Here is a 25,779-nt window from a genome sequence, read left to right as displayed (position 1 = left end):
GTGTATCCATGTCATGCATATATTGAAGCAAGAGTTTAATTGTGAGGTGTGAAACAAATGATTACTGCTACGATTGGCAGCAAAACCTATCGAATCCCAGATAACCTTGAGGAATATTTTCAACCGTTTCGCTCACAAGTAATTGGGATAAACCAAGAATTTGAATCTCCTCTTGGAAAAAAGAAAATTGTCTATGCGGATTGGACGGCCAGCGGGCGTCTTTATCGTCCCATCGAGCAGAAGATTTCAGAGGTATTTGGCCCATTTATGGCCAATACACATACAGAATCAAATATTACCAGTTTAATGATGACAGGAATATATAATCAATCCAAACAAATTATTAAGGACCATGCAAATGCCGACGAACATGATGCCCTGATCCTCGATGGATTTGGAATGACATCTGTTATGAATAAGTTTCAAAGACTATTGGGAATTAGAGTACATGAACAGTGGAAATCGCGGCTGGCACTTCCCGAGAGTGAGCGACCCATTATTTTTATTACGCATATGGAACATCATTCCAACCAAACATCGTGGCTTGAAACAATAGGGGATGTAGTTATTTTACCTCCAGACCATGATGGTAATGTGGACTGTAATCAGTTGGTCCAGATGCTTCAGCATTATAAAAATAGAAGAATGAAGATTGGTTCGTTTACAGCATGCTCGAATGTTACAGGGCTTCAAACTCCCTATCATCAATTAGCCAAAATCATGCATCAACATGGCGGGATCTGCTTAGTGGATTTCGCAGCATCAGCTCCGTATGTTAGGATTAATATGCACCCAGAGGATCCCTTGGAAAAACTTGATGCCATCTTTTTCTCTCCTCATAAGTTTCTAGGAGGACCGGGTACTAGTGGGGTATTGGTTTTTGATACTCGACTGTATTCAAATCATGTTCCAGACCATCCAGGGGGTGGAACGGTGACATGGACAAATCCATGGGGAGGGCACCAATATTATTCTAACATCGAGTTGCGGGAGGATGGCGGGACACCCGGTATTCTTCAAGCGATTCGGACCGCCCTATGCTTGAATTTGAAAGAACAAATGGGTGTAGACAATATATTGAAACGTGAGAAAGAGCAGTTAAGTATTCTATTACCTAAATTAGGTGACATACCGGGTGTTCATATATTAGCTGGACATAAAAGCGATCGTCTCGGGATTGTTTCGTTTTATATTGAAAATATCCATTACAATTTAATTGTTCGCCTGCTCAATGACCGGTTCGGAATTCAGGTAAGAGGAGGGTGCTCTTGTGCAGGGACCTACGGGCATCATCTCCTTCATATTGATAAAGAATCCTCTTTACAAATTACTGAGAAAATTAACCAGGGGGACTTGTCGCAGAAACCAGGATGGGTACGGTTCTCAATCCATCCGATTATGACCAATGAAGAAATTATGTTGTTTGTAAATGCGATAAGAGAAATTACCTTAAACATTAATGAATGGAAGAATGATTATCTTTATGATAAGGCAAGTAATGATTACTTTTATGTCCACCACCAAAGAGAGGACATGGCTCCGCTATTTCGATTTGAATAATGAATAAGGTTACCCACAAACTTGTTTGGGCATATGCTGTCAAGAGAAAGGTGGGGTCATATGATTCACACAGTTAAGCCAGGGGAAACGCTGGGGATTATCTCTGCAAATTATAGGGTAAGTCTCCAAAGCCTTTATGCAGCTAATCCTGGGGTCGGGCATTTACATGTGGGACAAAAAATTCAAATTCCAGGTCTGCCAGAGCCTTCTACGATTCCATATTCCATTCAAATCTCTGTTGGTAAACGAAGACTTTCATTATACAATAATGGCAGACTAGTGAAAATTTTTCCCATCGCCGTGGGGAAGATGTTGACAAATACACCAACTGGGGATTTCGTGATTGTTAATCGGCAATATAATCCCGGGGGACCTTTCGGTGTATTGTGGCTATCGCTATCAAAACAGGGCTATGGTATTCACGGTACAAACAACCCAAGTTCAATCGGGAAAGCAGTCTCTCATGGCTGTGTAAGAATGTATAATCGGGATGTCTTGCAGCTGGCTGATATAGTCCCAAACGGTACGAGAGTTACAATTCGACCCTAAAAAAGTCCCACCTTCTAGAGTAAGAAGGTGGGACTCATTTAATTACTTATAGATTACGATAGATCCAACGGATTTATCCTTGGATTGTCCATTAACGCGAACTTTTAGTCCGTAGTGTGGAATATCACGTCCAGCATCCGGTACAAATGTATTATTGTATTCTTTGCTGTCATCAAATACAGATACGGCTGGTTGGCTTGGAACATTCAAGGTCTGAATTCCCGGGTAAGTGATATTTAATTCAGAAGTAGGATCTAACCCAAAAGCTGCATCGGCAATTTGGAAACGAGTGCTTGCCTGTGCAGTTTTTCCGTTAGCTAGAATCCATAGTAATTCCTTGTCTAGATGGGAGTCTACTACACCTAGGAATCCATTTCCAGGGTGAGTGCCTGTCCAGTTATCAGTGTAGCTATCATCTACGTACCATACAACCAATCCGCCATCATAGCTCATTAATGAACTTCCACGTTTAATGTGAGCTAAACCTTGGTCAACTCCTTGATGGTTACGCCATTCTAGTAAATAATAATGATCAGCGTAAACATTTCCATCAAACTTGTTAAAGCCGTTATGTGTAATAGTTGAAGTTGCGCCTTCACCGTCTTCATTTAAAATACTAGAACCGTCAGCAGTAACCTTTACATTATCAACAAAGAAACCAGTGTCGTTATATCCCCAGTCAGTAATGTAACGGAACTTAACTTGGATCTTTTTGCCAGTATAAGCAGATAAATCAAATGATTGTTTAGTCCAGCCATTGGAGTCCCCAGTGAAGCCTGGAAGATTTGCCGGAATTGTTGGATAAACACCTGATACTACACGGGAAGTCGTGTTCGCGTTTGAAAGGGACTTCCAAGTTGTTCCGTTATCTTCTGAAACTTGTACGAAAGCATAATCCCATTCATCTTCAATTTTATAGTAAGCGTCGAAATCCAATGTAGCAGAAGTCTTACCAGTTAAATCTACTGACGTTATCATGTTGTTGTCAGACTCATCGCCAGTGCCACCCCAGAAAGAGAATTTGCCTTCAAACGGATTTAATAGGTGCTTTACTTTTTGTGGAAGATTTATTCGAATTGCTTGGTTATTCTTTCCAAGCGGAGAATTTGCTTGGTCTAGTAAGAACTGTGTTCCTTTTGAAGTAACATCTTCTAGATTGACAACTGTTGGATTAGTCCATTTTCCTCCAAGTGTTGCTTGGAAGTACTGCTTGGCATAAGGGGAGAATCCTGTTGGTTCTGCTCCAGGAACCTTTCCAGCCCATGATCCGCTTGACATAATGGACCAATATTGATTTGGCTCGTCAGCACCAGAGTAGTTTGTATCATATTCATCAGGAAGGCCTAAGTCATGACCATATTCGTGAGCGAATACACCAGTAGCACCGTCTTCTGGCATTACAGTATAGTCATAGAATCCTGGCAATCCTTTGCCTAGACCATCTGGATCATGGAATACTGCAGAACGATGAGACCAAATTGCGTTATTACCAAGGGAACCGCCACCAGCTTCTTGTCCCATGCCGGCATGGATGATTTGGAGGTGATCAACTAATCCATCTGGTTCCCAAAAGTTTCCATCACCGTCTAAATCATGTGGGTCTTCTAAATCATAATCTTGTAAAGGTATACCAGCTGCAATTGCAGCTGCGTATGTGTCTCTTACTAATTGTGCTGCACCACCTGGTGTCACGTTATCGTGCCCTGTACCTTTATCGGCGCCGTAAAACTTAGCAGTTCCAGGTACTTTTAACCACCCGTATGCCTTACCGTTAATAGTGTAGGTACCACCAGATTGCTGTTCATAAAATTGCCTTTGAGAAATGAAGTTTTCTCCATTTGGTCCTGTTACTCCGTTAGCACCAAAAATCATTTCTTCAAAGTGATCAATCGTATAATCTTTGTAATAGTTATCTGTTTGGCTTGGTTGAATTTGGTTGTGAGCAAAATCGGAGTACTCTACTACAAGCGTTAAAAGTTTTCCTTGTTTAACGACTCCTGGAGATTTCCCTTCCTTTACGTTTTGTCCGTTTTTGTTACCGTTCCCTTTCATCATTCCATTATTATATTCCTTAAACTTTTTATGCTTTTTCGCGTCACCAGCTTTTACCTTTGCTGCGATTGGGTCATTTGTTTTTACAGTATTCTCTTTACCTTTTTGCACTAGATAATTATGTAAAGCTTTTTGTTTCTCGGTTTGAGTTGCATCCTTCGAGATCACACCATCTCTAATTAGTAACTCTATCAATTTCTCTTCATTTACTACCGATAAGTCTAGTGACCCATAAGAATGCGAAGCAGTAGTCGGACTTTTTGGTAGAGATCCAACTGATGTACTAGCATAGTTGCCCGGGAATCCGGCAAACAATGTTCCAGCCATTATTGCGGTGGAAAGACCTGTTTTTAATAGTTTCTTCATAAAACTCCTCCTAATTTTTATAGCTTGCTAGTAAATAATATTTCGAAAATTGAAACAAAACAATAGGGATTTCTCCTTATTTTTCTATTTATTCTGACAATTTGCATATTGATTCACATATATATATCGACCGCGAATGTAATATTTTTGTTAAATTTTATCGAACTATGTGAATATATTTGGAAACTGAATTCCTACTTCACAAATTGTTAATAGAATTCTAAAATTATAGTAGTAACAAACTTTATAATATGATAGATTTTCAGCAAATTAACGCACAAAGTTAATAGAATATAATCAGTACGAGGGGGTCTTTTCATATGAAAAAAGTATATATCATCCATGAAAATAGCGACTGGACCATTCATCTTACAAAGCGGTTAGACGAATTAGGTGTGCCTTATGAAGAATGGCACTTAGACAGCGGCCGTCTGGACCTTTCAAAAGAACCGCCTGAAGGGGTTTTTTATAACCGGATGAGTGCGTCCTCACATACAAGAGGTCATCGGTTTGCGCCCGAATTTGCTGGACAAGTCCTTTCCTGGCTAGAAGCGCACGGCAAAAAGGTTATTAACGGGTCGCGAGCACTACATTTGGAAGTTAGTAAAGTAATTCAATACTTGGAACTTAATAAATACCGAATCGAAACACCTCGAACCATTGCAGCAGTAGGGAAGGAGCAAATCCTTGAGGCGGCAGTTGAATTTATGGGTAAACCTTTTATCACAAAACATAACCGAGCGGGGAAAGGGTTGGGTGTACAGCTTTTTCAATCTTTAGAGGGATTAAAAAATTATGTAGAGGGACCTTCTTTCGAAGAACCAGTGGACGGGATAACATTAATTCAAGATTATATACAATCACCGGAAAGTTTTATTACTCGCTGTGAATTTATTGGTGGGAAATTCGTATATGCAGTTAAGGTAGATACGTCGGAAGGATTTCAATTATGCCCGGCAGATGCCTGCCAGATTGGTGATTTATTTTGTCCAGTTGGCGAAGAGAAGGAAGAGAAACCAAAATTTGAAATCATTGCTGGTTTTTCAGACCCTATAATTAAAAAGTATGAACAGGTACTTGCTGCAAACCAGATTCAAGTAGCCGGCATTGAATTTATCTGTAATGGAGCAGGAGAAATTTATACGTATGACATCAATACAAATACGAATTATAATTCTGAGGCGGAAGCACGGGCAGGAAAATTTGGAATGTTAGAGCTTGCTAAGTTTTTGAAAGAAGAGCTAGAACGATTGAAAGTATAGCTAATATAAAAAGTATAAGGATAAGGCGTGAATTTCTTCACGCCTTATCTTAATGTGACCAATTGGGATTATTCTGCTTTTGATGCCTGAATTTGAAGGTTGATTTTTACTTTATCAGCAACAAGGACACCGCCCGTTTCAAGAGCAGCATTCCAAACGAGGCCATATTCAGAACGATTAATCGTACCTTCTGCACTAAAACCAACTTTTTCATTTCCCCATGGATCTTTTCCTTGACCCTCAAAAGTAACTGCAAAGGTTTCTGGCTTTGTTACACCGCGAAGTGTTAAATCACCAGTAACATTGTATTCATCATCGTCCGTTTTTTCAATTTTTGTGGAACGGAATGTCATCGCTGGATGATTGGCTGCATCAAAGAAATCTGCAGAAACTAAATGTCCGTCACGATCCTGATTTCTTGTATCTACACTTGCTGTATCAACGGTAAATTCAATATTTGCTGTTGTTAAATCTGTTGGATCTGCTTCGATTGTCGCATCAAATTTGTTGAAAGTACCTTTCACGTTTGCGATCATCATATGGCGAACAGAAAAATCTACACTACTGTGTGATGCATCAAGAGCCCATTTTGTTTTAGTCATTTTTAAATTCCTCCAGTATGTTTATTTTTAATTATTTTATCTTGAAATCGAAATAACTTAATTCAAGGTAAATTATATGTTGCTGACAAACATATTGTCAATTATATTTTATTAATTTTTTTAAAGCTTTTTCTCATACTATCTTTATAAGTTAAATATGGCAGATTGAATTTTATAAATGGGAAAGGTTGGAGGTTATTGATTGCGGTAGAAGGAAAATAGACAATAAAAAAAACGCCCAAAAGGCGTTTTTGATTCATATTAATAAACTACTTGAAAATGTAAAGGGAGCATGATAAAATGACAGTTGGCATAAATTGAATATTATGCGATAGTTTAAAAATTACCTATTATAACATTAACACAATTCAATTCAATTGTCAACAATTGACCAAAACTTACCTGGAGAGTGGTTGGATGAGCGATTTACTTAGCAAAGACTGGCAAATGGAACAAACAAGAGTCACTTCAGTGGTAAATGAAATTGATAAAAAAATAAATAAACTAAAATTAAATGCAGGAAAAGTAGGTGCTGATGTCCTTGAGATTCGCAAAGAATTTTGGGAAGATGTAACTGTCAATTTAGATGAACCTGATGATGTAATTGAGACAGCGGCGAGTATCAAACAACAGGCTGAACTCCTCTCTGAACGTGAGCGGACACATAAACAGTTGGATAAACAGTTGAACACACTTTCAAGGTTAAAGTATTCCCCATACTTTGGACGGATTGATTTTTTAGAAAAAGGGGAAACAGCCACGGACCATGTGTACCTTGGAATTGCGTCCTTGATGGATGAAAATGATGAAAATTTCTTAATTTATGATTGGCGTGCACCCATATCGAGCCTTTATTATGACTATTCACCAGGCCCAGCTCAATATAAAATCCCAGAAGGTACGATTGAAGGGGATATGAACTTAAAACGTCAATTTATTATTAAAGCCTCAGAGATTAAAGGGATGTTTGATACGGGGGTAACGATTGGAGATGAGATGCTTCAGGAGGTCCTTGGAAACAATGCGAGCACTCAAATGAAAAGCATTGTTGCTACTATTCAACGGGAGCAAAATGAAATCATTCGCAATGAACGTGCAAAAATACTGATCGTTCAAGGGGTTGCCGGGAGTGGTAAAACGTCAGCAGCCCTGCAACGGGTTGCCTACCTGCTCTATCGTTATCGTGGGACCTTAAATTCAGAAAATATTTTGTTATTTTCTCCCAACCCACTATTTAATAGCTATGTGGCCACAGTTTTACCGGAGCTTGGGGAAGAAAATATGCAGCAATCCACCTTTCAGGAATACCTAAATTCTCGATTGGGGAAGGAGTTTGATGTGGAAGACCCATTTACCCAAATGGAGTATTTGCTAAGTGGCAAGGATGATAGGGGGTATGAGGAAAGAGTAGAGGGGATTCGCTTTAAATCAAGTTTGGACTTTAAGAATATCATCGATCAATACGCAAAAGGATTATCGCAAAAGGGACTAATTTTTAGGGATTTAAAATTTAGAGGAGATGTATTAATTTCTAAAAAGGAGATTCATGATTATTTTTATTCTTTAGAGGATCACATTACCATTCCTAATCGAATGAAGCTTGTTAAAGAATGGTTGTTAAGAGATTTAAAGAGAAAGGTTAGACAAGAGCGTTCAAGGAGTTGGGTGGAGGATGAAATCCAATACCTCGAAAAAGAAGATTTTATGGAGGCATTCAAAAAGCTTCAGGAAAAGAATCAATTTTCCAGTAATTCATTTGATGATTTTGAGCAGGAGCAAAAGTTTCTTGCAGAAATGGTCGTAAAAGAGAAGTTCAAGCCTTTATTTACACGAGTAAAAAGTTTGCGGTTTGTCGATGCTCCACGCGTTTATTGCCAGTTATTTAAACAAGTTGAATATATGGATAAAAGCCTGCCGATTGATTGGAAGAATATTTGCAGACAGACGGTGGATAAATTAAATGAGAAAATCATTCCATATGAAGATGCCACTCCATATGTGTATCTCCAGGATTTAATTGAAGGCCGTAAGTCTAATACAGCGATACGGCATATTTTTATTGATGAAGCACAAGATTATTCACCATTTCAGTTTGCTTTTATTCAAACTCTATTTCCTTATAGCAAAATGACTTTGCTTGGGGATTTTAATCAAGCAATATTTTCTGGGGCTACTGGTGCGGAAACTGTTCTATCCCACCAAGTCAAAGCAGAGGATGAGGTCGAATCGTTTGTCCTTACCAAAACCTATCGATCCACAAAAGAAATTGTTGACTTTACCAGTACGTTAATTGAAGGTGGAGAAAATATTGAACCCTTTAATCGCAGAGGCAGGAAACCGTTAGTTTCAGTCATTGATGAGGATGGCAGAACAGGAGTAATTGTAAGAAAAATAAAAGATTTTCAAAATGAAGGACATCGTACCATTGCAATCATATGCAGGACGTCTGATGAAAGCATAAGGGCCTATCATGCACTTAAAAACGAGATTCCATTGCATCTAATTGAGAAGGGAACAATCTCATATGAAAAAGGGATTCTTGTCATTCCTTCGTATCTAGCGAAAGGGATCGAATTTGATGCAGTAATTTTGTATGATTGTTCTGGGTACAAGGATGAAAGTGAACGGAAATTATTTTATACCGTCTGCACAAGGGCCATGCATGAGCTGCATATGCTTACCACGTCAGGGATTAGCACCTTAATGGAGAAAACGCCAAACGATACCTACTTATTCGAAAAAACCAATGTAATCTAACAATAAAGAAACTGTATGTCTCGTTGTAGAAACATACAGTTTCTTTTAGATTATAAAAGAAGTATTTTCTTACCAACTTTTATACATGCTATCTACAACAAACTTGGAAACGAGGTATTCACTTGCTAAAGGAACATCGAAGTCTTATTATTTTTCTTCTGCTTTTCTCTATTGTCCTTATTTGGTCAGCGATTCATCCGCATGATCGTTTCACGTGGTGGCTAGAGGTGATTCCGGCACTTTTAGGTGTATTTATCTTATTATTAACCTATCGTTTCTTTCAATTTACAACACTGGTTTATTTTTTAGTCCTTGTTCATGCGTCAATCTTATTTATTGGCGGTCACTATACATATGCAGAAATGCCGTTGTTTAATTGGTTTAGAGATATTTGGGATTTGGACCGCAATTATTATGACCGTCTTGGTCACTTCGCACAAGGGTTTATTCCAGCAATTATTATCCGTGAATTATTGATAAGAACTTCTCCGTTGCGAGATTCCAATTGGCTGCCCGTTACGGTAATCTGTATATGTTTAGCTATTAGTGCAACCTATGAATTAGTCGAATTCACTGTGGCTTTGTTGACAGGAGAAGCAGCAGAGGCTTTCCTTGGAACCCAAGGTGATGTTTGGGATACCCAATGGGACATGCTGTTAGCATTAATTGGCAGTATTATTTCCTACATTACTTTACGTATCATTCATTCGCGGCAGATTCAAAAAATTGTAACGAGTGAATAATCTGAAAAAATCAAAAACCAGCAGAATCAATCTGCTGGTTAATTTTATTTCTTCCATTGTTTTTGAACTTGTTCTAATGCAAGTTGGAATATTTCATCCTCTGAAGTTTCACGATTGGTGATGACGTTTGTTAAATAGCTTTTTCCTTCGAATGTAACAGTTACTTCAACTTGTACCATAAATAAAATCTCCTTTTCAATATATAAAATTTATTGGTTTAATATGTAATTAAAAATTACACAACGATTAAACCTATTTTGCTATTTGAAAAATTATGACATGAATTGTTCATCGAACATTTCTAAAGTATTTAGTTTTGATATAATCATATTAGAGTATCTATAAAATGGAGGTTTCTAATTTCAATGTATTTTGAAGAGGTTAAAAAAGAAACGTTATATATTGCACTCGAAATGATTAACTCGAATCCCCAATATAATATGTTTGAAAATGGTAAAGAGGCCAGAACACTTGCTGATATGGAAGAAGAATTCTTAAATCCTAATTCAATCAGTGCCTTTATTAAGCTTGATGACACGTATATTGGGATAATTGATTACTTACTTGAAAACCCGAAGGACAATTACCCGTGGTTAGGGCTATTACTGCTGCATGGTGATTATCAAGGATATAGGTTCGGTGCACAGGCATTTGCAGTCTACGAAAATGAGATGCTGAAACGGGGTAAGAAAATCGTTAGAATTGGTGTATTAAAAGAGAACTTAAGAGCACAACGCTTTTGGGAAGCATTAGGATTTAATTATTATAATTCAACAACCATGCAAAATGGAAGTGGTATTTTTTGTTACGAAAAATCAATCGGACAATAACATCTTATTGAATGTTACACCTCTAAATACATGTATTGCTCGGCAAAGTGCTGAACTTGATCTTTGTCGATTTGATTTTTTTTCAGCAGTGATTCAGCAATGATCACATGTGCCTGAATAGACGCATCTTTTTTTAAATCTCGTATGGACAAATCGCCGTTTAATAAAAGGATTGCTTTTTCTCTAATGTCTTGATTCTTGGATGACTTGTATAATAGATAGGCAATACATGTTACCTTATCCACAATTATCACTCCTCTATAATCAAAAATAACATTTTTTTACTATTTCGACGAGAAGCAACTTTTTTCCTGCTAATATTCTGAAAACTTATTAAAACTTTAGAGATTTTGTTTTTATATAAGAATCTTGTATGAAAACGGTCTATTAATTAGAAAATTCAAATAAATTATAATAAAGAATCTTCGCGGGGGCGGTTGTTAATGTTTGAATATAAGGAAGAAAAACTTTCTGGTTTTGCAGTGATTAAAACAATTACCAAAGATGGATATCATATTAATGACGTAAAATATGAAAGCCCTTTCAAAGGAGAGGTTTCAGCCTACCTATTCATACCAGATCAACTAGGCCCTCTACCTGCAGTCATTTATATGCACCCAAGTCAAGGAGATAGAAAAACATTTTTCTGTGAAGCCCAAATGCTAGCAACCCAGGGCTATATAACCCTGCTCATTGAAGCCCAATACTTAAGAGGGAATAAACAACTAGAGTTGCGAGGAAAGAAAGGGTTTACAAAAACGATTGAGGAAATGGCAGATATTCAAAAATATATTCAAACAGTAATGGATATAAAAAGGGGAGTCACGTTGCTTAGAGAACTAGGAAAGGTGGATGAATCCAAGATCGCCTTTGTCGGCCAAGGCATGGGGGCAGCATGGGGTGGTATTCTTTCAGGTATTGAAAATCGCATAAAAACATTTATTCTGATCTCAGGATATGGACAGGTGTCAGAGATGCAAATGACAAGTGAGCATCCATTAGCCGTGCTAATTCGTGGTTTCCTACCACCTGAACGCTTCGAATTTTTTATTTCGAGTCTTAAGAAATTGGATGCGATTCATTATGTTAAAAATGCTTCGCCAGCATCGATCTTTTTCCAATTTGCTGAAAATGACGAATATATCGGTCGAAACCATGCTAATTCTCTTTATTCAATTGCTAGTTCTCCCAAAAAAATCAGTTGGTATGATACGAATCATGAATTTTCCGACTGCGAAGATGCCTTCTATGACCGGATAGAATGGCTGAATGTGCAATTCTCCATGCAAAAATCCAAGCTTTTAAAAGAATCGACGCTGACTAAAAAATTACTTTTAAAACGGAAATCTTGTTGAATATTGCTAATTTGATATGATTTTTATATAATATTGAAGGGATAAAAGAAAAACGATGATAGTATTATGGAATATTACCTTTCGTCCCAATGGGATGGGAGGTTTTTTTTACCTTTTTACATAAGATTTAGGAGGAAAACCAATGAAACAGGCCTTAATCAAGGATTTATACAGAAATACCGAAAGCTATATTGATCAAAAAGTAGAATTAACTGGGTGGATTCGGACCATTCGTGATTCCAAAACTTTTGGGTTCATTGAATTAAATGATGGCAGCTTTTTTAAAGGTGTACAGATTGTTTTTGATGAGCAGTTAGCGAACTTTAAGGAAATCGCGAAACTTCCTATCAGCTCATCCATTAGGGTAAAAGGGGATTTTATTCATACTCCTCAAGCAAAGCAGCCTTTTGAAATAAAAGCGACTGACATTGTGATTGAAGGTACGTCAAATGTGGATTATCCATTGCAAAAGAAGAAGCATTCGTTTGAATACTTACGAACAATTGCCCATTTACGGCCAAGGACTAATACATTTTCAGCAGTTTTTCGTGTAAGGTCGCTTGCGTCCTATGCGCTTCATAAATTTTTCCAAGATAAAGGGTTTGTGTATGTTCATTCACCAATTATTACCGGAAGTGATACAGAAGGTGCAGGGGAAATGTTCCGAGTAACTACCTTAGATATGGACAATCTTCCGAAAAATGAAGAGGGCAAAACAGATCTTAGCAAGGATTTCTTCAACAAAGAAACCAATTTGACCGTAAGCGGGCAGTTATCGGCAGAAGCGTTTGCGTTGGCATTCCGGAATGTCTATACCTTCGGCCCAACATTTAGAGCAGAAAACTCTAACACTGCGCGACATGCGGCGGAATTTTGGATGGTTGAGCCTGAGGTTGCTTTTGCTGAATTGCCGGATATCATGGATTTAGCAGAAGAAATGGTGAAATATGTAATTGGCTATGTATTAGAACAGGCTCCTGAAGAAATGAATTTCTTTAACAGCTTTATTGAAAAAGGTTTACTAGACCGGTTAAATAATGCCTATACGGCAGACTTTGGCCGTGTGACCTATACAGAAGCGATTGATATTTTACGGGAGTCAGGTGAAACGTTTGCCTATCCAGTTGAGTGGGGCCTTGACTTGCAAACCGAGCATGAACGCTATTTAAGTGAAAAGGTATTTAAACGACCTGTATTTGTTACTGATTATCCAAAAGAAATCAAAGCTTTCTATATGAGACTAAATGAAGACAACAAAACAGTTGCTGCAACAGATTTATTAGTACCGGGTATTGGTGAATTGATTGGCGGAAGTCAGCGTGAAGAACGTGAAGAAATCTTAGCAGGTAAAATAAATGAACTTGGCATGACTGAAGAAGATTACTGGTGGTACCTGGAATTAAGGAAGTATGGCGGTACGAAACATTCAGGATATGGTATTGGTTTTGAGCGTTTAATTATGTATTTAACAGGAATGACTAATATTAGAGACGTAGTTCCGTTCCCAAGAACAACAGGGAATGCAGAGTTTTAATTAAAAAGAGAAGACCAGTTTTCGAATTGGTCTTCTCTTTTTTGAAATGACAATAAAGTATAAGTTTTTGAAATTAGATTACTGTCTAGCTCCAGCGCCCTAGCGGCTAGTGTCCTTCGCTCTCCACCTTTCGATAAGTCAAGCACGAATGCGCCTCCGGCTCTTCGTGTTTCCTTTATCTCAGTTGGAGCGCTCCAGGCCATACGCCGCTGACCAGGGGCTTACGCTTTTCTAATTTATTGATCCTTTAATTCCTCTTCGAAAAAGAATGTTTCCGGGTGTTCCTTAACGATATAAGAATATCTTTTCATGTTTTTTACATATTGTGATTTTAGAATGGTGACGACTTCGCCAGTTTCAATAATATTTACTGATTGTCCGTTTTTGTATAGATTGGTTGAGTTTTTCACTTTAACACCCCTTTACCTATTCCTTATTTAGTATATCATAAAATCCTTAATCCCATTGCTTTCTTATTGGATAATTAAGCTCAATTGGAAATCTTAAAGCCCACTTCCTTTCAAAACAAAACGTAATGTGTTATGCTTTAATGAAAGTGAGGTGTCATTTTGACAAATTATAAGGCAAGAAAAAGTAACCTCAAAGTATTACTATCCAAAAACGGTATGGACTTGGAAAGTTTGGGAAGGAGTACAAATATTCCCCAAGCTCAACTCAACGACTACTTGTCAAAGAAAGTAATGAACCTAAATACTGCAATGACCATTTCCAAAGAATTGAATTGCCGCATTGAAGATTTATATATTTGGTCTTCAGAGGAGAAAGAAGCATAGAAGCATAAAAAACAGACTCAACATAGAGTCTGTTTTTTTGTATGAAAAAAATAGCACGCATTTTTGCGTACTATTTCTTTGGAATTAAGGGTTTAAGTCACATTCCTTTAAAGGAATTACTTTCGTTTTCTTTGTTAATTTATATCCCACCCAAACAAGTAAGAATAATGGCAGGCCGATGTAGGAGACTAATACTCCATTCCAATCGATATGTTCACCCATAAATGCTGAATAGTTTTGTCCTAAGACAACAAATCCACATACAAGAAAAGCAAAGATAGGGCCAAATGGGAAAAGTTTTGATTTATATGGTAATAAGCTCAAATCTTTGCCTTGGGCAATAAAAGCCTTTCGGAAACGATAATGACATACTGCAATCCCCAGCCAAGCGATAAAGCCGGACATGCCTGAAGCGTTTAACAACCAGATATACACTGTTCCATCACCAAAGAATGAGGCAAGGAAAGCAAGTGTCCCCACCAAAGTTGTTGCAATTAAGGCATTTACTGGAACGCCTCTTTTGTTTAATTTTCCAAGGAATTTAGGAGCTTTACCTTGTCGGGCCAAATCCCAAAGCATACGAGTTGATGCATACATTCCTGAATTTCCTGCCGATAAAACGGCGGTTAAGATTACTGCATTCATGATTGATGCAGCGAAAGCAATTCCTGCCTTTTGGAAAACCAAAGTAAACGGGCTTACAGTAACGTCGCCATTTGCTAAATTGTCATTTGTATAAGGAATAAGAAGCCCGATGACTAAAATCGCCAATACATAAAATAATAAAATACGCCAGAACACCTGCTTCACGGCACGTGGGATGGCTTTTTTTGGATCCTCTGTTTCACCAGCTGCTACACCTAAAAGTTCAGTTCCTTGAAAGGAAAAGCCTGCAGCCATAAAGATGCCTAGCATTGACAAAAATCCACCGTGGAATGGTGCATCACCAATCGTGAAGTTCTTGAAGCCAGGTGCTTCATTACCCATGATACCGAAAATCATTAACGTACCAGTAACAACAAAAATAAGAACTGTTACCACTTTAATTAAGGAAAACCAATACTCTGCTTCTCCAAATCCTTTAACAGAAAGGTAGTTTAAGAGAAACATAATCACTAAAAAGATACCGCTCCAGATAAATGAAGGAGTATTTGGGAACCAGAATTTCATGATCATCGTTACCGCAGCTAATTCTGCAGCAATCGTTATGGCCCAGTTATACCAATAGTTCCAGCCGAGCGCAAAACCAAGGGAGGGATCGACAAATTTGGTGGCATACGTACTAAAGCTTCCTGCAACGGGCATATAGGCACCCATTTCAGCTAACCCTTGCATCAAAAAGTAAACCATGACACCAATAACAAGGTAGGATAGGATGGCTCCGCCAGGTCCTGCGCTATGGATTGCGCCGCCGCTAGCAAGAAAAAGACCCGTTCCAATCGTTCCGCCAAGCGAAATCATGGTGAGATGACGAGATTTTAACCCTCTTTTTAAGTCCGATGGAGCTTTTTCTAGTGTTAAATCACTGGTATATTCAGATTCTTTTAATACTCTAGCATTTTGCATAGTCTTGACTCCTCTTTTTTCTTTTTTTCGTGAAGGAGTTTGGAATACAAAAATGCCATCGAGGAATAATCGATGGCATTACAATACCCCGCATCATACCTTCCGAAAGATAGCTCAACACGATTAGCTGGTAGAAATAATCGTGACAGTTCTGTTCCTATTTGAAGACAGACCCAGCATGCTTTTTGAAGAGTAAAAGCACACTTCGGCAGTTTTTCCTTTTAAGTAGAGTCATGAATGTCTCTCACATCTCGTCCACTTTACTAATAAAAACCGCGACCTCTACCTCATCGGTTTGATGAGGATTTATCATATGAAATTAAATATATTAATATAGTAAATGAATTTTTATAGATTTGTCAATATGTAATTTTCTAATCAGCAATAAACAGATAATTTGTTTTTTTTAAATTAATTTTTTTATTTTACTTTAAGTGAGAGTATCGGTATTATTTTGAATTAGAATTGATGCCTGTTCGTATTAGGAGGATTTTTACCATGCAGATTGTTGGAATGATATTGGGATCTCTAATTATTGTGGTTGCCTTTAACCTTTTCTTAATCCCACATGAAGTATTGAGCAGTGGATTAAGTGGAATTTCAATGATATTAGGGATGATCTCACCGGTGAATACAGGGGTGGCAAATTTCCTTTTGAATTTTCCTTTGTTAATTATTGGATATAAAATGTTAGGAAAAAGATTTATCGTGAATTCGATCTTTTCGGTTATTGTTATCTCGATAGGATTATATGTAATTCCCGTATTTGCGATCGCAGATGATAGAATTCTTTCATCTATTTTTGGTGGTGCGTTAACGGGCTTAGGTGTCGGAATCGTTTTCCGTTGTTCCGGATCGACTGGGGGATTTGACATTATTGGCATGATCGTAGCAAGAAAAAGGGATTTTCCAATTGGTACTTTACTTTCAGGCATGAATGCGGTAGTTATTATGATTAGTGGATTTTTGTTTGATTGGGATTCTGCACTTTATACCTTAGTATCTATTTTTGTGACAGGTAAAGTAGTCGATGCAATCTATACGGATCATGCAAAATTAACTCTAATGATTATTACAGATAAAGGCGAAGAGATGAGGAATCATTTACTAAAGAATTTGTATCGAGGCTTAACTGTTTTGGACGGTGTTGGCGGATACTCAAATAACCAGCGGAATGTATTGATAACAGTCATTTCCAGATACGAACTTAATGAAGTGAAACACTTAATCACGGAAGTCGATTCGCGTTCCTTTGTTAATATTACAGAAACGATTGAAGTAATGGGGCTGTTTCATCGGCCAAGTCCATAAATAAAGGGTTGCATCTATTAAATGGATGTAACCCTTTTTGTTTCATCGGGATTTTCCTCGTTTTTTTATCCATTTCAATAACACATGGATAACTTCTTCAAGATCCTTCCCAGCTGGAGTTAATTCATATTCCACTTTCTTAGGTGAAGTGGCAATCACCCTTTTAATAATCAATCCTTCATTCTCTAAATCACGCAAGCGTTCGGTTAACAATCGATCAGAGATTCCAGGAATGGAAGTAACAATTTCATGGTATCGCTTCGGGCCCTCCATAAGTGAAAAAATAACGGAGCCCATCCAACGTTTACCAATAAATTCAATCGCATTATGAAAATTGGTACATATATGCTTAATTTCCTCTTCAGAAGGAGTCATACACTTGTGGTTGTTCGGTTCATTCATATAATATCCCTCTTTTTTACTTTTCTAACGATATCATATCATAGTTTATTTTCTTGACGAAAGGTACTTACTAATAGTAAGATGATTTTGCACTTACTATTAGTAAGTTAAATTGATTAGGGGGAAATCTCTCATGCAAACTACTTTAACGAAAAGTTTATCTGATGTTATCAAAGAACGTCACTCCGTTAGAAAATATGATTCAACATATAAAATTTCTCAAGAAGAAATAAAAGAAATGTTAAAAGAAGCAACACAAGCACCATCCTCAAGTAATCTACAACCATGGCGTTTTATCGTGATCCAAGACCAGGAGTTAAAAAAGGAACTTAGAGCAGTAGCCAATAATCAAGAACAAGTCGAAACAGCTTCTGCTGTTATTGCTGTCTTAGGTGATAAGGAAATGTATAAAAGCGTGGAAAAAGTATACCAAAGTGCCTTTGAAGCTGGTTTTATGGATGAGGCTAATATGAATAGATTAATTGAAGGTACCAATAAAACCTATCCATTTGCTTCAGAAGAAGTCTTAAAAAATATTGCTTCATTTGATGCTGGTTTAGTGTCAATGCAATTGATGTTGATTGCAAAAGATCGAGGATATGACACCGTTCCAATGGGTGGATTTGATAAAGAAAAATTTGTGAAAATGTTTAATGTTGAAGATCGACTATTTCCAATTGTCCTGATTTCAGTGGGGAAGGCGGCAGCACCTGCTTTTAATACTACTCGTTTGCCTTTGGAAGATGTTTTAATAGAATATAAATAAAAAAGGAGGCGCATGAAAAATTTTCATGCGCCTCACGGTTTAGTTATTGATATACTTTTCAAATACATACCCAAAATCTTTGACTATATATTGCTTTTTGCTGTCTTCTAACCATTGAAAAGCCGCTTGATTAAGCATTTTGAATTGTACAACCAAATTACTGTCTGCACTTGTCACACGACCTAAAGTAGTGGAGGCAACATCTAAGCTTTGTTTAGCGAACTGAAGGGAAATTTCATTTTCATGTGATATTTCTGAAATTTTAATTAGGGCTTTATATAAATCCTTAATTTCCTCAATATGTTTTTTATGTACATCAATGGAAAAGGGCACTGAGCCGATTCTAAATTTAATTTCGACGTCAAGGTCTACCGTACCAGCGGTTTCGAGATATACGTCTGAGATTCGGTTGGTAGCATAACTATAACGATGGAGCATCCGTTTTTTGCTAGTTGCACTTGTGCCATCTAAATGGATAAGAGCATTATTGGTAAAGCAATATTCATCTGATTTGGATTTAATAAGAAAATAAATTTTTTCATTGTCTTCATGCATGACATAATCGTCTGCGTCTACCTTGTCATAATTCTCGGGTTTAATAACAGAGCCCACATCACTTAATCCTAAAATATCGGCAGCTACTTTTCCAAACATGAATATCACCCTCACTTTTTTAATTCTCCATCCTTCTTACGAATGGGGGACAATAAAGTTTCATCACTACTCCAAAAACTTTATACGTTAATATTCACATATATAGAAAAAAATTACAACTTGATACTTCCCCTATTATAATGGAAAATACACTATATACATATTAATAATGTAATAGAAGGAGTTGAGGTTATTGCGGCCGATTATTTTAGGGATCTTAGCGGCTTTCTTTTTTGCATTTACGTTTATCCTCAACAGATCGATGGACCAGTCAGGTGGCAGCTGGATTTGGAGTGCTTCTTTAAGGTATTTCTTTATGGTCCCTTTTTTACTTATTATTGTCATTGGAAGAAAAAATCTTAAACCCTTGCTTTGGGATTTGAAAAAAAATCCAGGTGGCTGGCTATTATGGAGTTCGGTTGGCTTTGGATTATTTTATGGTCCTATTTGTTTTTCTGCAGCATATGCCCCAGGGTGGCTCATTGCGGCCACTTGGCAGGTAACCATTATCTCAGGGTCTTTGCTTGCTCCCTTTTTTTACGAAAGGGTTATGACTAAAAAAGGTCCAATCCTGCAAAAGGGAAAAATCCCATTTAAGGGCTTGGGTATGTCATTAATAATCCTACTAGGAATTATCTTGATGCAAATGGAACAAGCCAATCAAATTTCAATTGGTGTGATTTCCCTAGGTATACTTCCCGTGTTAATTGCTTCATTTGCTTATCCGCTAGGAAACCGAAAAATGATGGATATATGTGGTGGACGGCTGGATGTCTTCCAACGTGTATTAGGGATGACCTTAGCCAGTCTTCCATTATGGATTGTTTTATCGATTTTTGGACTATTTACGATTGGTACTCCAAGCAAAGGGCAAATAATCCAATCCGGACTTGTAGCTATAACTTCAGGAGTCATTGCCACGATTTTATTTTTTAAAGCAACTGATCTTGTTAGAGGAAATATGCAGAAACTTGCGGCTGTTGAGGCGACACAATCTGTGGAGGTATTATTCGCTGTAATTGGAGAATTATTATTACTAAACAGCGCCTTCCCGACGCTGCTATCTTGGTGGGGGATGGGATTGGTCATGGTTGGTATGATCCTGCATAGCTTTTTTTCACATAAAAGTAACCAAAAAATTATTCAAAATGGTCAATCGATAAAAATGAATAGTTAGAAATGATTAATCCTTATCAAATAAGCTTGATAAGGATTTTATATTGGTTTTTTAGTGTTATTACCCATTTAAATAGGGACTTAAGACATCAATGGTTTCTTGAATCTTCTTAGCATTTCGCTTATACATTGCTTTTGATTTTTCGCAATCGGTCTCAAGCGAAAAAATCTCTAAATCAGCCTGAATTTTTTTTAAGGTAGCCAGAAGTAGTGGACGTTGTGCGGGAGCTGGAACTTGAATTTTATCATCGTATAGATCTACCGTAAGTTCTCCGTATGAATCCACTTGTCCTAGGAATACATTATCAAGGGTTACGTCTAGTTTTTCTAACTCTGTATATAACCAGCCTCTGCCTTTTCCTGCACATCTTAACGATTCATCAACAATATTTCCATCCATGATAACCGTTTGTGGTTCTTTCTCATTCGGCATTTTCATTTGTAAATCTTTGGGTGTGAGTGGTTGGTTTTCTCTTTTTAATAATGCACTTAAATTTCCGCGCGGTTCTAACACTGCAAATTCTACATCAGCAAATTTAAAAATATTCTTCTGTCTTAGAAGAGCCGATAATTCATCGATGGTATATCTTTCTTTTTTCAAGTTTTCTTCTAAAATTTTTCCGTCCTTAATAACAACAGTACTTTTTCCCTCAGCAAAATCACTAAACTTTTTACTTTTTATAGCTAAGAAATTCACTAGAAAAGTTACGAATCCAAAAACAACAAGTGCCAGTGCACCATGGAACATATTACCTTCTAAACCCGTTACGACTTCTCCAGCAATACTTCCAATGGTAATACCTGCAACATATTCAAAGAATGACAGTTCAGATATTTGTTTCTTACCTAGTACTTTGGTGGTAATAAATAAGAGTACCAAGAAGACTATCGAACGGACTATTATAAAAACCCAATCTGGCATCATTTCTCACCTCAAGATTTATGACCCTTTGTATTGGGGTTCATGTCGTTCAAGTTCTAATACACGATACTGGAGGTCTTTTTTTACTTCTCCAACCGTTAACATGGCTTGATTAAATGTAGCTTGTGCTTCACTATCTAAAGAATTTAGCGCGAAGGAAGCAAGTTGTGCTTCGATTCCATTCATAGTAGCTAGACATTGCTTAACATTTGAAGCGATAGTCACAAGTAAACTTCCTTTCATAAGGGATTCAATATATCAAAAAGGGGTTGGCAAAAATGCCAACCTAAAACTGCATTTTATTGATTATACTGAGGCTCTTCCTTGAGAATCTCTTGAAGGCGCGGTTCAACGCTATCAAGAACAGATTGAGTCTGTTGTGCCGCTTGTTGATAAAGTTGCTTTGCATTTTGGTTATCTGTGGCTAGTGCAAAAGTTTCAAAACTTGCCTGAGCACTTTTTAGTCCTGCCAATGCTTGTTTTACTTGTGTTCCAACTGTCATAAGTAATCCTTCTTTCGTGAAATAATTGAAATACAAAAATAGTATGCGGATAATTCCAGTGGTTATGTATTAATATAATCGAAAAAAATTACCATTTAGCTAAAAAAGGTTATAGAAAAATTCATGATGTTTATGAAACTTTTTGGAAGAGTTCTCGTCAAAAGTATACAGGAAAATAATGGAGGGATATTTTTGCTATCGATAAAGAGAAGTGAGTCGACTGAGGAAAAACATGTAAAACTGGTCGCGTATACGATTATCTTGTACATATGCAGTATTTTTGTGCCGTTTATTGCGGTGCCATCATACCAAAGTATGGTTTATTATTCTCGGTCGCAATGGTTTTTTTCAACGCCATTTTCTGCTTATATCACTTTTATGGATGGGATGATTTATATCGCAGTCATTTTAACTCTCTACCTTATTTTTAGACAGCGATGGCAAGGTATTTGGTTTAAAGTGGTTTTAGGGGCAATGATTCTAGCTAGTATCCCCGCATTTATCTCAAGCTTAACCAACTATTATTATTTGGATAACGAGGGTATTCATTATAATACAATGAAAAGCCTAAAAGAAAAGGAATATAGATGGGATCGTATTTCAAAAGTACATATTCTATACAGAAACCACCAAGGTACAACCAGTTTTTATCAATATCGATTTGAGATGCCAGATGGCAGTGAAATAACGATTCCTAGTAATGATAAATTGGTTGAACATAAATGGCGAGTGGAAAATAAAATAAAAGAAAACAAAATTCCTACTACTGATAATTTTAAAGATCCAATAGTGGATTAATAAAAAAGTCTTCCTTCAAAACCTCTGAAGGAAGACTTTTTTTCATGTAAGCACATGTTCTAAAATAAGTGGCTGCAATGCTTTTGTTTGATCAAAGAAGATAAAACTGTCGTACCGCTGCCCCATGTTCGAGGGAACATAATTACCGAAATGTTCGTATTCTGGCCTGTAAACTACACCGATTGCACGGTGACCAATGGTGGTCGAAAACTCCTGACGGTTCTGATCAGTAAAAAGTAAATATTTATTAGCCGGACTGGTCTTATGCATTAGTGATTCCCAACTGCCTAATTGAGCAGGGGGTACCTGCATGATTTGAACGTCGTTACCCCATTCAGTCGATGCAACTACCGTACCGCTATAGGTTCCAAACCCGACGATGTACACATTTTCCGATCCTTTTTGTTCCCTAATTATTTGTCCGACATTTACCATTCCTTCTTCTTTCATGTCCGTTGCCCTGGCATCACCGACATGGGTATTATGCTCCCAGATGATTGCTTTTCCACGATCTCCATAAAAGTTCATCACGGAGTTGAGCGCTTCTACCATGTGGTGGTCACGGACATTCCAGGATTTAGAGTCACTTTTTACCATTGTCCTGTAATATTCTTCAGCATTTGCAGTAACAAGGGCGTTTACCTCCATATTTAAGCTGCTCTCCTGATTGTCTTCAAATTTCCATTTGTTTTTCTGGATGGAGGCGAGAAGTTCGAGTGCTTCTCTCGTACAGTCTTCAGAGAGATATCCTGCCGAAACAGCATAGGATTCATGATTGCGGTTGAAGGGTTCAAAACACGAAAAAGCTTTTTTCGCGGCTTGCAGGCTCCTGGAATTCGTTTTTTCTAAATAGCGAATAATTTCATCCATACTTTCCCAAAGACTATAGACATCCAAACCATAAAAACCAACTTTTTGAGAAAGATTAGTTTGTTGATTATAATCCTTCAGCCACTCAATAAGTCCGGTCATTTCTTGGTTTGCCCACATCCAAGTAGGCCAGCGATTAAAGCTTTCCAGTACTCTCCGTACGTCGTTCGTCAAATGGTTAAATCCCTTAATGTATTGATTGATACTCTGGCATGAGGGCCAATCACCCTCAACTGCAATAAAAGAGAAGCCTTTTTCTTTAATTAATCTTTTGGATAGCTCTGCTCGGAGTGAATAAAACTCAGAGGTTCCGTGAGAAGATTCCCCAAGGAGGACATATTTTGCATCACCAATTGCATCAATTAATGGATCGAGATCATCAGTTGTGTTAAAAGGTTTCGCATATTTATTAATAGCTTTAAGCATAAGATGTTAAGCATCCTTTCCATTTTACTTAAAGATAAGTTACCCCTCACTTCAAACACTTACATATCCAAAAATTCACATATTTGACACTTCTAGTCCGTAAATTAAAAAAGTCCCGTGTTATAATATAAGTGTAAAAGATAGAAATAAACATTCACATCTTAGGAGGCTCAACCATACGTGTTCGTTCCGATTGTGAACGAGTAAGTAATGAGTCTCTATCGATAAACCGAAAATTTGTTTCTTTTGGGAATTTGAATTCCATTAATTCCATGTGAATTAATTCCTTCAACGGAACAAACACACATTAGCTGATTGATTATTGGATCTTGATATACTAATGTCATGGTTGGGTCTCCTAAGATGTAAATTAAATTCAGGAGTTACTTCATACATTGAGGTAACTCTTTTTTCATTTTGTAAGGAAATAAATAAGCATTTGATTATAATTAGCAGGATGAATCCGATATAATGGAAGTAGGAAATTATTTTTGAAAGGGGCCAGATAATGTCGGGAACACAAGAATTGACTTTAATCGAACAGCAGGAAGCAATTATGGCAAAAATTCAGCATCGTAGATTAACGAAGAGGAAGATCTTTCAAAGAATTCTTTTAATTACACTTGGTGCAGCCTTAATGGCCGTAGGATTAGAAATATTCCTTGTTCCTAATAATGTAATTGATGGTGGTATCACGGGAATCTCTATTATGCTTTCGTACGTAACAGGTTGGAAATTAGGGATGTTCCTCTTTATTCTTAATATACCTTTTTTCTTTATTGGTTATAAACAAATAGGGAAAACCTTCGCCTTATCCACTCTTTATGGAATCATCATACTTTCGATTGGAACCACTTTACTGCATCCCGTCCCAGCTTTTACACAAGATATTCTACTTGCAACGGTATTCGGGGGGATTGCTCTTGGTATTGGAGTCGGATTAGTCATTCGGTATGGAGGCTCGTTGGATGGTACCGAGATTCTAGCGATTCTATTTAATAAAAAGCTCCCTTTTTCTGTTGGGGAAATCATTATGTTTTTTAACCTCTTTATTCTAGCGTGTGCAGGTTTTGTATTCACTTGGGACCGCGCAATGTATTCGCTTATTGCCTATTTTGTAGCTTACAAAACAATTGATATTACCATTACAGGGCTTGATGAATCCAAATCGGTGTGGATCATAAGTGATAATGCAAAACAAATTGGAGACGCAATCATGAATCGTCTCGGTCGTGGTGTAACATATATTAATGGTGAAGGTGCATATTCAGGTGATGATAAAAAAGTTATTTTTTGCGTGATCAATCGTCTTGAGGAAGCAAAATTAAAGGAAATTGTGACTGAAAATGATGATAGTGCCTTTTTAGCAGTAGCGGATATTGCGGAAGTCCGTGGTGGAAGATTTAAGAAAAAAGATATCCATTAGATGCTGCAATCACAATTTCATTCGAATAATCTGATGGAAACAAAGAGCGAAGTATGTATTTTGTCGTTATGGGGAGATTTTTAAGAAGAACTTATGTAGTTTCTTATTGTATTATGTCGGTTATTGCGGAATCGGCGTGGTGATTAGTCGGCGTTTTGTCGTACCTTGCGCTTACCTAGGAAATAAAATTACAAAATATGAATTATTTCCAGAAAAGATGGCAGAAAATCCTGCCATCTTTTTGTGTGGAAAGCGCTTTCTTTGCCAGTTTTAGAATAAAAGCTCGAAAACTTCATTCAATTCATATGCTCTTTTTTCATCCTGCTCTTCTTTAGCATAACTAATTTCTTTCGGAAGTATTTTATTTAGAAAATTGATTTCTTTTTGATTTAAATCTCGAACAAAGGACCCTTCAGAGGTATATTGGCCTTCGGTTAGTTTACGGTAAATATGACCGCCTTCCGAATGATCATCTGTGTAATTTGACAAAATTTCTCGTAAGTAACCCAACGTCTTATCCATTATTTCACCGTTCCTTTCACCTCATATTTTTAG

Annotated in this window: 28 protein-coding genes and 1 riboswitch; of the genes, 14 read left to right on the top strand and 14 right to left on the bottom strand. The window is 37.2% G+C overall.

Annotated features, from left to right (window positions below):
* The first annotated feature begins 57 nt into the window (after positions 1–57).
* The gene (locus ACE198_RS05325; protein ID WP_375374894.1) at positions 58–1,560 is read left to right on the top strand and encodes an aminotransferase class V-fold PLP-dependent enzyme; all 1,503 of its coding nucleotides are present in this window, start codon (positions 58–60) and stop codon (positions 1,558–1,560) included.
* A gap of 60 nt (positions 1,561–1,620) precedes the next feature.
* Positions 1,621–2,109 carry a L,D-transpeptidase family protein gene (locus ACE198_RS05320; protein ID WP_375374893.1) on the top strand — a complete coding sequence of 163 codons (489 nt, stop codon included), beginning with the start codon at positions 1,621–1,623 and terminating at the stop codon, positions 2,107–2,109.
* Positions 2,110–2,151: 42 nt separating this feature from the next.
* Here ACE198_RS05320 and ACE198_RS05315 read toward each other — a convergent pair whose 3' ends face one another.
* A complete protein-coding gene (locus ACE198_RS05315) occupies positions 2,152–4,527 on the bottom strand; it encodes an immune inhibitor A domain-containing protein (protein ID WP_375374892.1) in 2,376 nt (791 codons plus the stop codon).
* Positions 4,528–4,847: 320 nt separating this feature from the next.
* On the opposite strand from ACE198_RS05315, the gene ACE198_RS05310 reads away from it, so the two are divergent.
* Positions 4,848–5,789, top strand: a complete 942-nt coding sequence (locus ACE198_RS05310) for an ATP-grasp domain-containing protein (protein WP_375374891.1) — start codon at positions 4,848–4,850, stop codon at positions 5,787–5,789.
* 68 nt (positions 5,790–5,857) lie between these two features.
* Here the strand turns inward: ACE198_RS05310 and ACE198_RS05305 are convergent, their stop codons facing one another.
* Positions 5,858–6,391, bottom strand: coding sequence for a YceI family protein (locus ACE198_RS05305; RefSeq protein WP_375374890.1), 534 nt, complete (start codon positions 6,389–6,391; stop codon positions 5,858–5,860).
* A 417-nt stretch (positions 6,392–6,808) separates the two neighbouring features.
* On the opposite strand from ACE198_RS05305, the gene helD reads away from it, so the two are divergent.
* Positions 6,809–9,148: an RNA polymerase recycling motor HelD gene (gene helD, locus ACE198_RS05300; protein WP_375374889.1), complete on the top strand. Its 2,340-nt coding sequence runs from the start codon at positions 6,809–6,811 to the stop codon at positions 9,146–9,148.
* A gap of 122 nt (positions 9,149–9,270) precedes the next feature.
* The gene (locus ACE198_RS05295; RefSeq protein ID WP_375374888.1) at positions 9,271–9,891 is read left to right on the top strand and encodes a DUF2238 domain-containing protein; all 621 of its coding nucleotides are present in this window, start codon (positions 9,271–9,273) and stop codon (positions 9,889–9,891) included.
* 44 nt (positions 9,892–9,935) lie between these two features.
* Here ACE198_RS05295 and ACE198_RS05290 read toward each other — a convergent pair whose 3' ends face one another.
* The gene (locus ACE198_RS05290; RefSeq protein WP_375374887.1) at positions 9,936–10,070 is read right to left on the bottom strand and encodes a BA3454 family stress response protein; all 135 of its coding nucleotides are present in this window, start codon (positions 10,068–10,070) and stop codon (positions 9,936–9,938) included.
* A gap of 186 nt (positions 10,071–10,256) precedes the next feature.
* Between ACE198_RS05290 and ACE198_RS05285 the strand changes: the two genes are divergently transcribed.
* Positions 10,257–10,721, top strand: a complete 465-nt coding sequence (locus ACE198_RS05285; RefSeq protein WP_375374886.1) for a GNAT family N-acetyltransferase — start codon at positions 10,257–10,259, stop codon at positions 10,719–10,721.
* 14 nt (positions 10,722–10,735) lie between these two features.
* On the opposite strand, the gene ACE198_RS05280 is transcribed toward ACE198_RS05285, so the two are convergent.
* Complete coding sequence (locus ACE198_RS05280; RefSeq protein ID WP_375374885.1) at positions 10,736–10,966, bottom strand: hypothetical protein; 231 nt, start codon at positions 10,964–10,966, stop codon at positions 10,736–10,738.
* Between the two features lie 198 nt (positions 10,967–11,164).
* Between ACE198_RS05280 and ACE198_RS05275 the strand changes: the two genes are divergently transcribed.
* Entirely contained in the window at positions 11,165–12,076 is a 912-nt protein-coding gene (locus ACE198_RS05275; RefSeq protein WP_375374884.1) for an alpha/beta hydrolase, read from the top strand.
* 142 nt (positions 12,077–12,218) lie between these two features.
* Complete coding sequence (gene asnS, locus ACE198_RS05270; protein WP_375374883.1) at positions 12,219–13,610, top strand: asparagine--tRNA ligase; 1,392 nt, start codon at positions 12,219–12,221, stop codon at positions 13,608–13,610.
* A gap of 236 nt (positions 13,611–13,846) precedes the next feature.
* Here asnS and ACE198_RS05265 read toward each other — a convergent pair whose 3' ends face one another.
* On the bottom strand, positions 13,847–14,020 hold the full coding sequence (locus ACE198_RS05265; protein ID WP_180230150.1) for a hypothetical protein: 174 nt from the start codon (positions 14,018–14,020) through the stop codon (positions 13,847–13,849).
* 159 nt (positions 14,021–14,179) lie between these two features.
* Between ACE198_RS05265 and ACE198_RS05260 the strand changes: the two genes are divergently transcribed.
* Complete coding sequence (locus tag ACE198_RS05260) at positions 14,180–14,404, top strand: helix-turn-helix domain-containing protein (RefSeq protein WP_375374882.1); 225 nt, start codon at positions 14,180–14,182, stop codon at positions 14,402–14,404.
* Positions 14,405–14,488: 84 nt separating this feature from the next.
* Here the strand turns inward: ACE198_RS05260 and ACE198_RS05255 are convergent, their stop codons facing one another.
* Positions 14,489–15,970: an amino acid permease gene (locus ACE198_RS05255; RefSeq protein WP_375374881.1), complete on the bottom strand. Its 1,482-nt coding sequence runs from the start codon at positions 15,968–15,970 to the stop codon at positions 14,489–14,491.
* A 102-nt stretch (positions 15,971–16,072) separates the two neighbouring features.
* Positions 16,073–16,263, bottom strand: a riboswitch (Lysine riboswitch).
* A gap of 205 nt (positions 16,264–16,468) precedes the next feature.
* Between ACE198_RS05255 and ACE198_RS05250 the strand changes: the two genes are divergently transcribed.
* Entirely contained in the window at positions 16,469–17,281 is an 813-nt protein-coding gene (locus ACE198_RS05250; RefSeq protein ID WP_251462827.1) for a YitT family protein, read from the top strand.
* A 42-nt stretch (positions 17,282–17,323) separates the two neighbouring features.
* Here ACE198_RS05250 and ACE198_RS05245 read toward each other — a convergent pair whose 3' ends face one another.
* Entirely contained in the window at positions 17,324–17,683 is a 360-nt protein-coding gene (locus ACE198_RS05245; protein ID WP_251462825.1) for a winged helix-turn-helix transcriptional regulator, read from the bottom strand.
* Positions 17,684–17,816: 133 nt separating this feature from the next.
* Between ACE198_RS05245 and ACE198_RS05240 the strand changes: the two genes are divergently transcribed.
* The gene (locus tag ACE198_RS05240; RefSeq protein WP_251462823.1) at positions 17,817–18,449 is read left to right on the top strand and encodes a nitroreductase family protein; all 633 of its coding nucleotides are present in this window, start codon (positions 17,817–17,819) and stop codon (positions 18,447–18,449) included.
* A 39-nt stretch (positions 18,450–18,488) separates the two neighbouring features.
* Here ACE198_RS05240 and ACE198_RS05235 read toward each other — a convergent pair whose 3' ends face one another.
* Positions 18,489–19,103, bottom strand: a complete 615-nt coding sequence (locus tag ACE198_RS05235; RefSeq protein WP_375374880.1) for a PH domain-containing protein — start codon at positions 19,101–19,103, stop codon at positions 18,489–18,491.
* 193 nt (positions 19,104–19,296) lie between these two features.
* Here ACE198_RS05235 and ACE198_RS05230 point away from each other — a divergent pair, with 193 nt between their 5' ends.
* Positions 19,297–20,280 (top strand): DMT family transporter, encoded by a 984-nt coding sequence (locus tag ACE198_RS05230; RefSeq protein WP_375374879.1) that lies wholly within the window; start codon positions 19,297–19,299, stop codon positions 20,278–20,280.
* A 60-nt stretch (positions 20,281–20,340) separates the two neighbouring features.
* Here ACE198_RS05230 and ACE198_RS05225 read toward each other — a convergent pair whose 3' ends face one another.
* The 3 genes from ACE198_RS05225 to ACE198_RS05215 form a co-directional block, all read right to left on the bottom strand.
* Positions 20,341–21,201, bottom strand: a complete 861-nt coding sequence (locus ACE198_RS05225) for a DUF421 domain-containing protein (RefSeq protein WP_098576715.1) — start codon at positions 21,199–21,201, stop codon at positions 20,341–20,343.
* A gap of 18 nt (positions 21,202–21,219) precedes the next feature.
* Complete coding sequence (locus ACE198_RS05220; RefSeq protein WP_098576716.1) at positions 21,220–21,426, bottom strand: DUF1657 domain-containing protein; 207 nt, start codon at positions 21,424–21,426, stop codon at positions 21,220–21,222.
* A gap of 74 nt (positions 21,427–21,500) precedes the next feature.
* A complete protein-coding gene (locus ACE198_RS05215) occupies positions 21,501–21,704 on the bottom strand; it encodes a DUF1657 domain-containing protein (RefSeq protein WP_098576717.1) in 204 nt (67 codons plus the stop codon).
* A 192-nt stretch (positions 21,705–21,896) separates the two neighbouring features.
* Here ACE198_RS05215 and ACE198_RS05210 point away from each other — a divergent pair, with 192 nt between their 5' ends.
* Complete coding sequence (locus tag ACE198_RS05210) at positions 21,897–22,502, top strand: hypothetical protein (RefSeq protein ID WP_375374878.1); 606 nt, start codon at positions 21,897–21,899, stop codon at positions 22,500–22,502.
* Positions 22,503–22,544: 42 nt separating this feature from the next.
* Here ACE198_RS05210 and ACE198_RS05205 read toward each other — a convergent pair whose 3' ends face one another.
* Positions 22,545–23,798, bottom strand: coding sequence for an erythromycin esterase family protein (locus ACE198_RS05205; protein WP_375374877.1), 1,254 nt, complete (start codon positions 23,796–23,798; stop codon positions 22,545–22,547).
* Positions 23,799–24,016: 218 nt separating this feature from the next.
* Entirely contained in the window at positions 24,017–24,145 is a 129-nt protein-coding gene (locus ACE198_RS05200) for a hypothetical protein (protein WP_257148652.1), read from the bottom strand.
* A 209-nt stretch (positions 24,146–24,354) separates the two neighbouring features.
* On the opposite strand from ACE198_RS05200, the gene ACE198_RS05195 reads away from it, so the two are divergent.
* The gene (locus ACE198_RS05195; RefSeq protein ID WP_098576742.1) at positions 24,355–25,224 is read left to right on the top strand and encodes a YitT family protein; all 870 of its coding nucleotides are present in this window, start codon (positions 24,355–24,357) and stop codon (positions 25,222–25,224) included.
* A 270-nt stretch (positions 25,225–25,494) separates the two neighbouring features.
* Here ACE198_RS05195 and ACE198_RS05190 read toward each other — a convergent pair whose 3' ends face one another.
* Positions 25,495–25,746 carry a sigma-G-dependent sporulation-specific acid-soluble spore protein CsgA gene (locus ACE198_RS05190; protein ID WP_098576720.1) on the bottom strand — a complete coding sequence of 84 codons (252 nt, stop codon included), beginning with the start codon at positions 25,744–25,746 and terminating at the stop codon, positions 25,495–25,497.
* Positions 25,747–25,779: the final 33 nt, after the last annotated feature.

The organism is Neobacillus sp. KR4-4 (assembly GCF_042136325.1).
Taxonomy (GTDB): domain Bacteria; phylum Bacillota; class Bacilli; order Bacillales; family Cytobacillaceae; genus Neobacillus.
This window is presented reverse-complemented; position numbering and strand designations above follow the sequence as displayed.

What these genes read in the sequence shown, in the direction of transcription:
- ACE198_RS05325 (WP_375374894.1), top strand. Translation starts at nt 58, where the DNA reads ATGATTACTGCTACGATTGGCAGCAAAACCTATCGAATCCCAGATAAC.
- ACE198_RS05320 (WP_375374893.1), top strand. Translation starts at nt 1,621, where the DNA reads ATGATTCACACAGTTAAGCCAGGGGAAACGCTGGGGATTATCTCTGCA.
- ACE198_RS05315 (WP_375374892.1), bottom strand. Translation starts at nt 4,527, where the DNA reads ATGAAGAAACTATTAAAAACAGGTCTTTCCACCGCAATAATGGCTGGA.
- ACE198_RS05310 (WP_375374891.1), top strand. Translation starts at nt 4,848, where the DNA reads ATGAAAAAAGTATATATCATCCATGAAAATAGCGACTGGACCATTCAT.
- ACE198_RS05305 (WP_375374890.1), bottom strand. Translation starts at nt 6,391, where the DNA reads ATGACTAAAACAAAATGGGCTCTTGATGCATCACACAGTAGTGTAGAT.
- helD (WP_375374889.1), top strand. Translation starts at nt 6,809, where the DNA reads ATGAGCGATTTACTTAGCAAAGACTGGCAAATGGAACAAACAAGAGTC.
- ACE198_RS05290 (WP_375374887.1), bottom strand. Translation starts at nt 10,070, where the DNA reads ATGGTACAAGTTGAAGTAACTGTTACATTCGAAGGAAAAAGCTATTTA.
- ACE198_RS05285 (WP_375374886.1), top strand. Translation starts at nt 10,257, where the DNA reads ATGTATTTTGAAGAGGTTAAAAAAGAAACGTTATATATTGCACTCGAA.
- ACE198_RS05275 (WP_375374884.1), top strand. Translation starts at nt 11,165, where the DNA reads ATGTTTGAATATAAGGAAGAAAAACTTTCTGGTTTTGCAGTGATTAAA.
- asnS (WP_375374883.1), top strand. Translation starts at nt 12,219, where the DNA reads ATGAAACAGGCCTTAATCAAGGATTTATACAGAAATACCGAAAGCTAT.
- ACE198_RS05255 (WP_375374881.1), bottom strand. Translation starts at nt 15,970, where the DNA reads ATGCAAAATGCTAGAGTATTAAAAGAATCTGAATATACCAGTGATTTA.
- ACE198_RS05250 (WP_251462827.1), top strand. Translation starts at nt 16,469, where the DNA reads ATGCAGATTGTTGGAATGATATTGGGATCTCTAATTATTGTGGTTGCC.
- ACE198_RS05245 (WP_251462825.1), bottom strand. Translation starts at nt 17,683, where the DNA reads ATGAATGAACCGAACAACCACAAGTGTATGACTCCTTCTGAAGAGGAA.
- ACE198_RS05240 (WP_251462823.1), top strand. Translation starts at nt 17,817, where the DNA reads ATGCAAACTACTTTAACGAAAAGTTTATCTGATGTTATCAAAGAACGT.
- ACE198_RS05235 (WP_375374880.1), bottom strand. Translation starts at nt 19,103, where the DNA reads ATGTTTGGAAAAGTAGCTGCCGATATTTTAGGATTAAGTGATGTGGGC.
- ACE198_RS05225 (WP_098576715.1), bottom strand. Translation starts at nt 21,201, where the DNA reads ATGCCAGATTGGGTTTTTATAATAGTCCGTTCGATAGTCTTCTTGGTA.
- ACE198_RS05215 (WP_098576717.1), bottom strand. Translation starts at nt 21,704, where the DNA reads ATGACAGTTGGAACACAAGTAAAACAAGCATTGGCAGGACTAAAAAGT.
- ACE198_RS05205 (WP_375374877.1), bottom strand. Translation starts at nt 23,798, where the DNA reads ATGCTTAAAGCTATTAATAAATATGCGAAACCTTTTAACACAACTGAT.
- ACE198_RS05200 (WP_257148652.1), bottom strand. Translation starts at nt 24,145, where the DNA reads ATGACATTAGTATATCAAGATCCAATAATCAATCAGCTAATGTGTGTT.
- ACE198_RS05195 (WP_098576742.1), top strand. Translation starts at nt 24,355, where the DNA reads ATGGCAAAAATTCAGCATCGTAGATTAACGAAGAGGAAGATCTTTCAA.
- ACE198_RS05190 (WP_098576720.1), bottom strand. Translation starts at nt 25,746, where the DNA reads ATGGATAAGACGTTGGGTTACTTACGAGAAATTTTGTCAAATTACACA.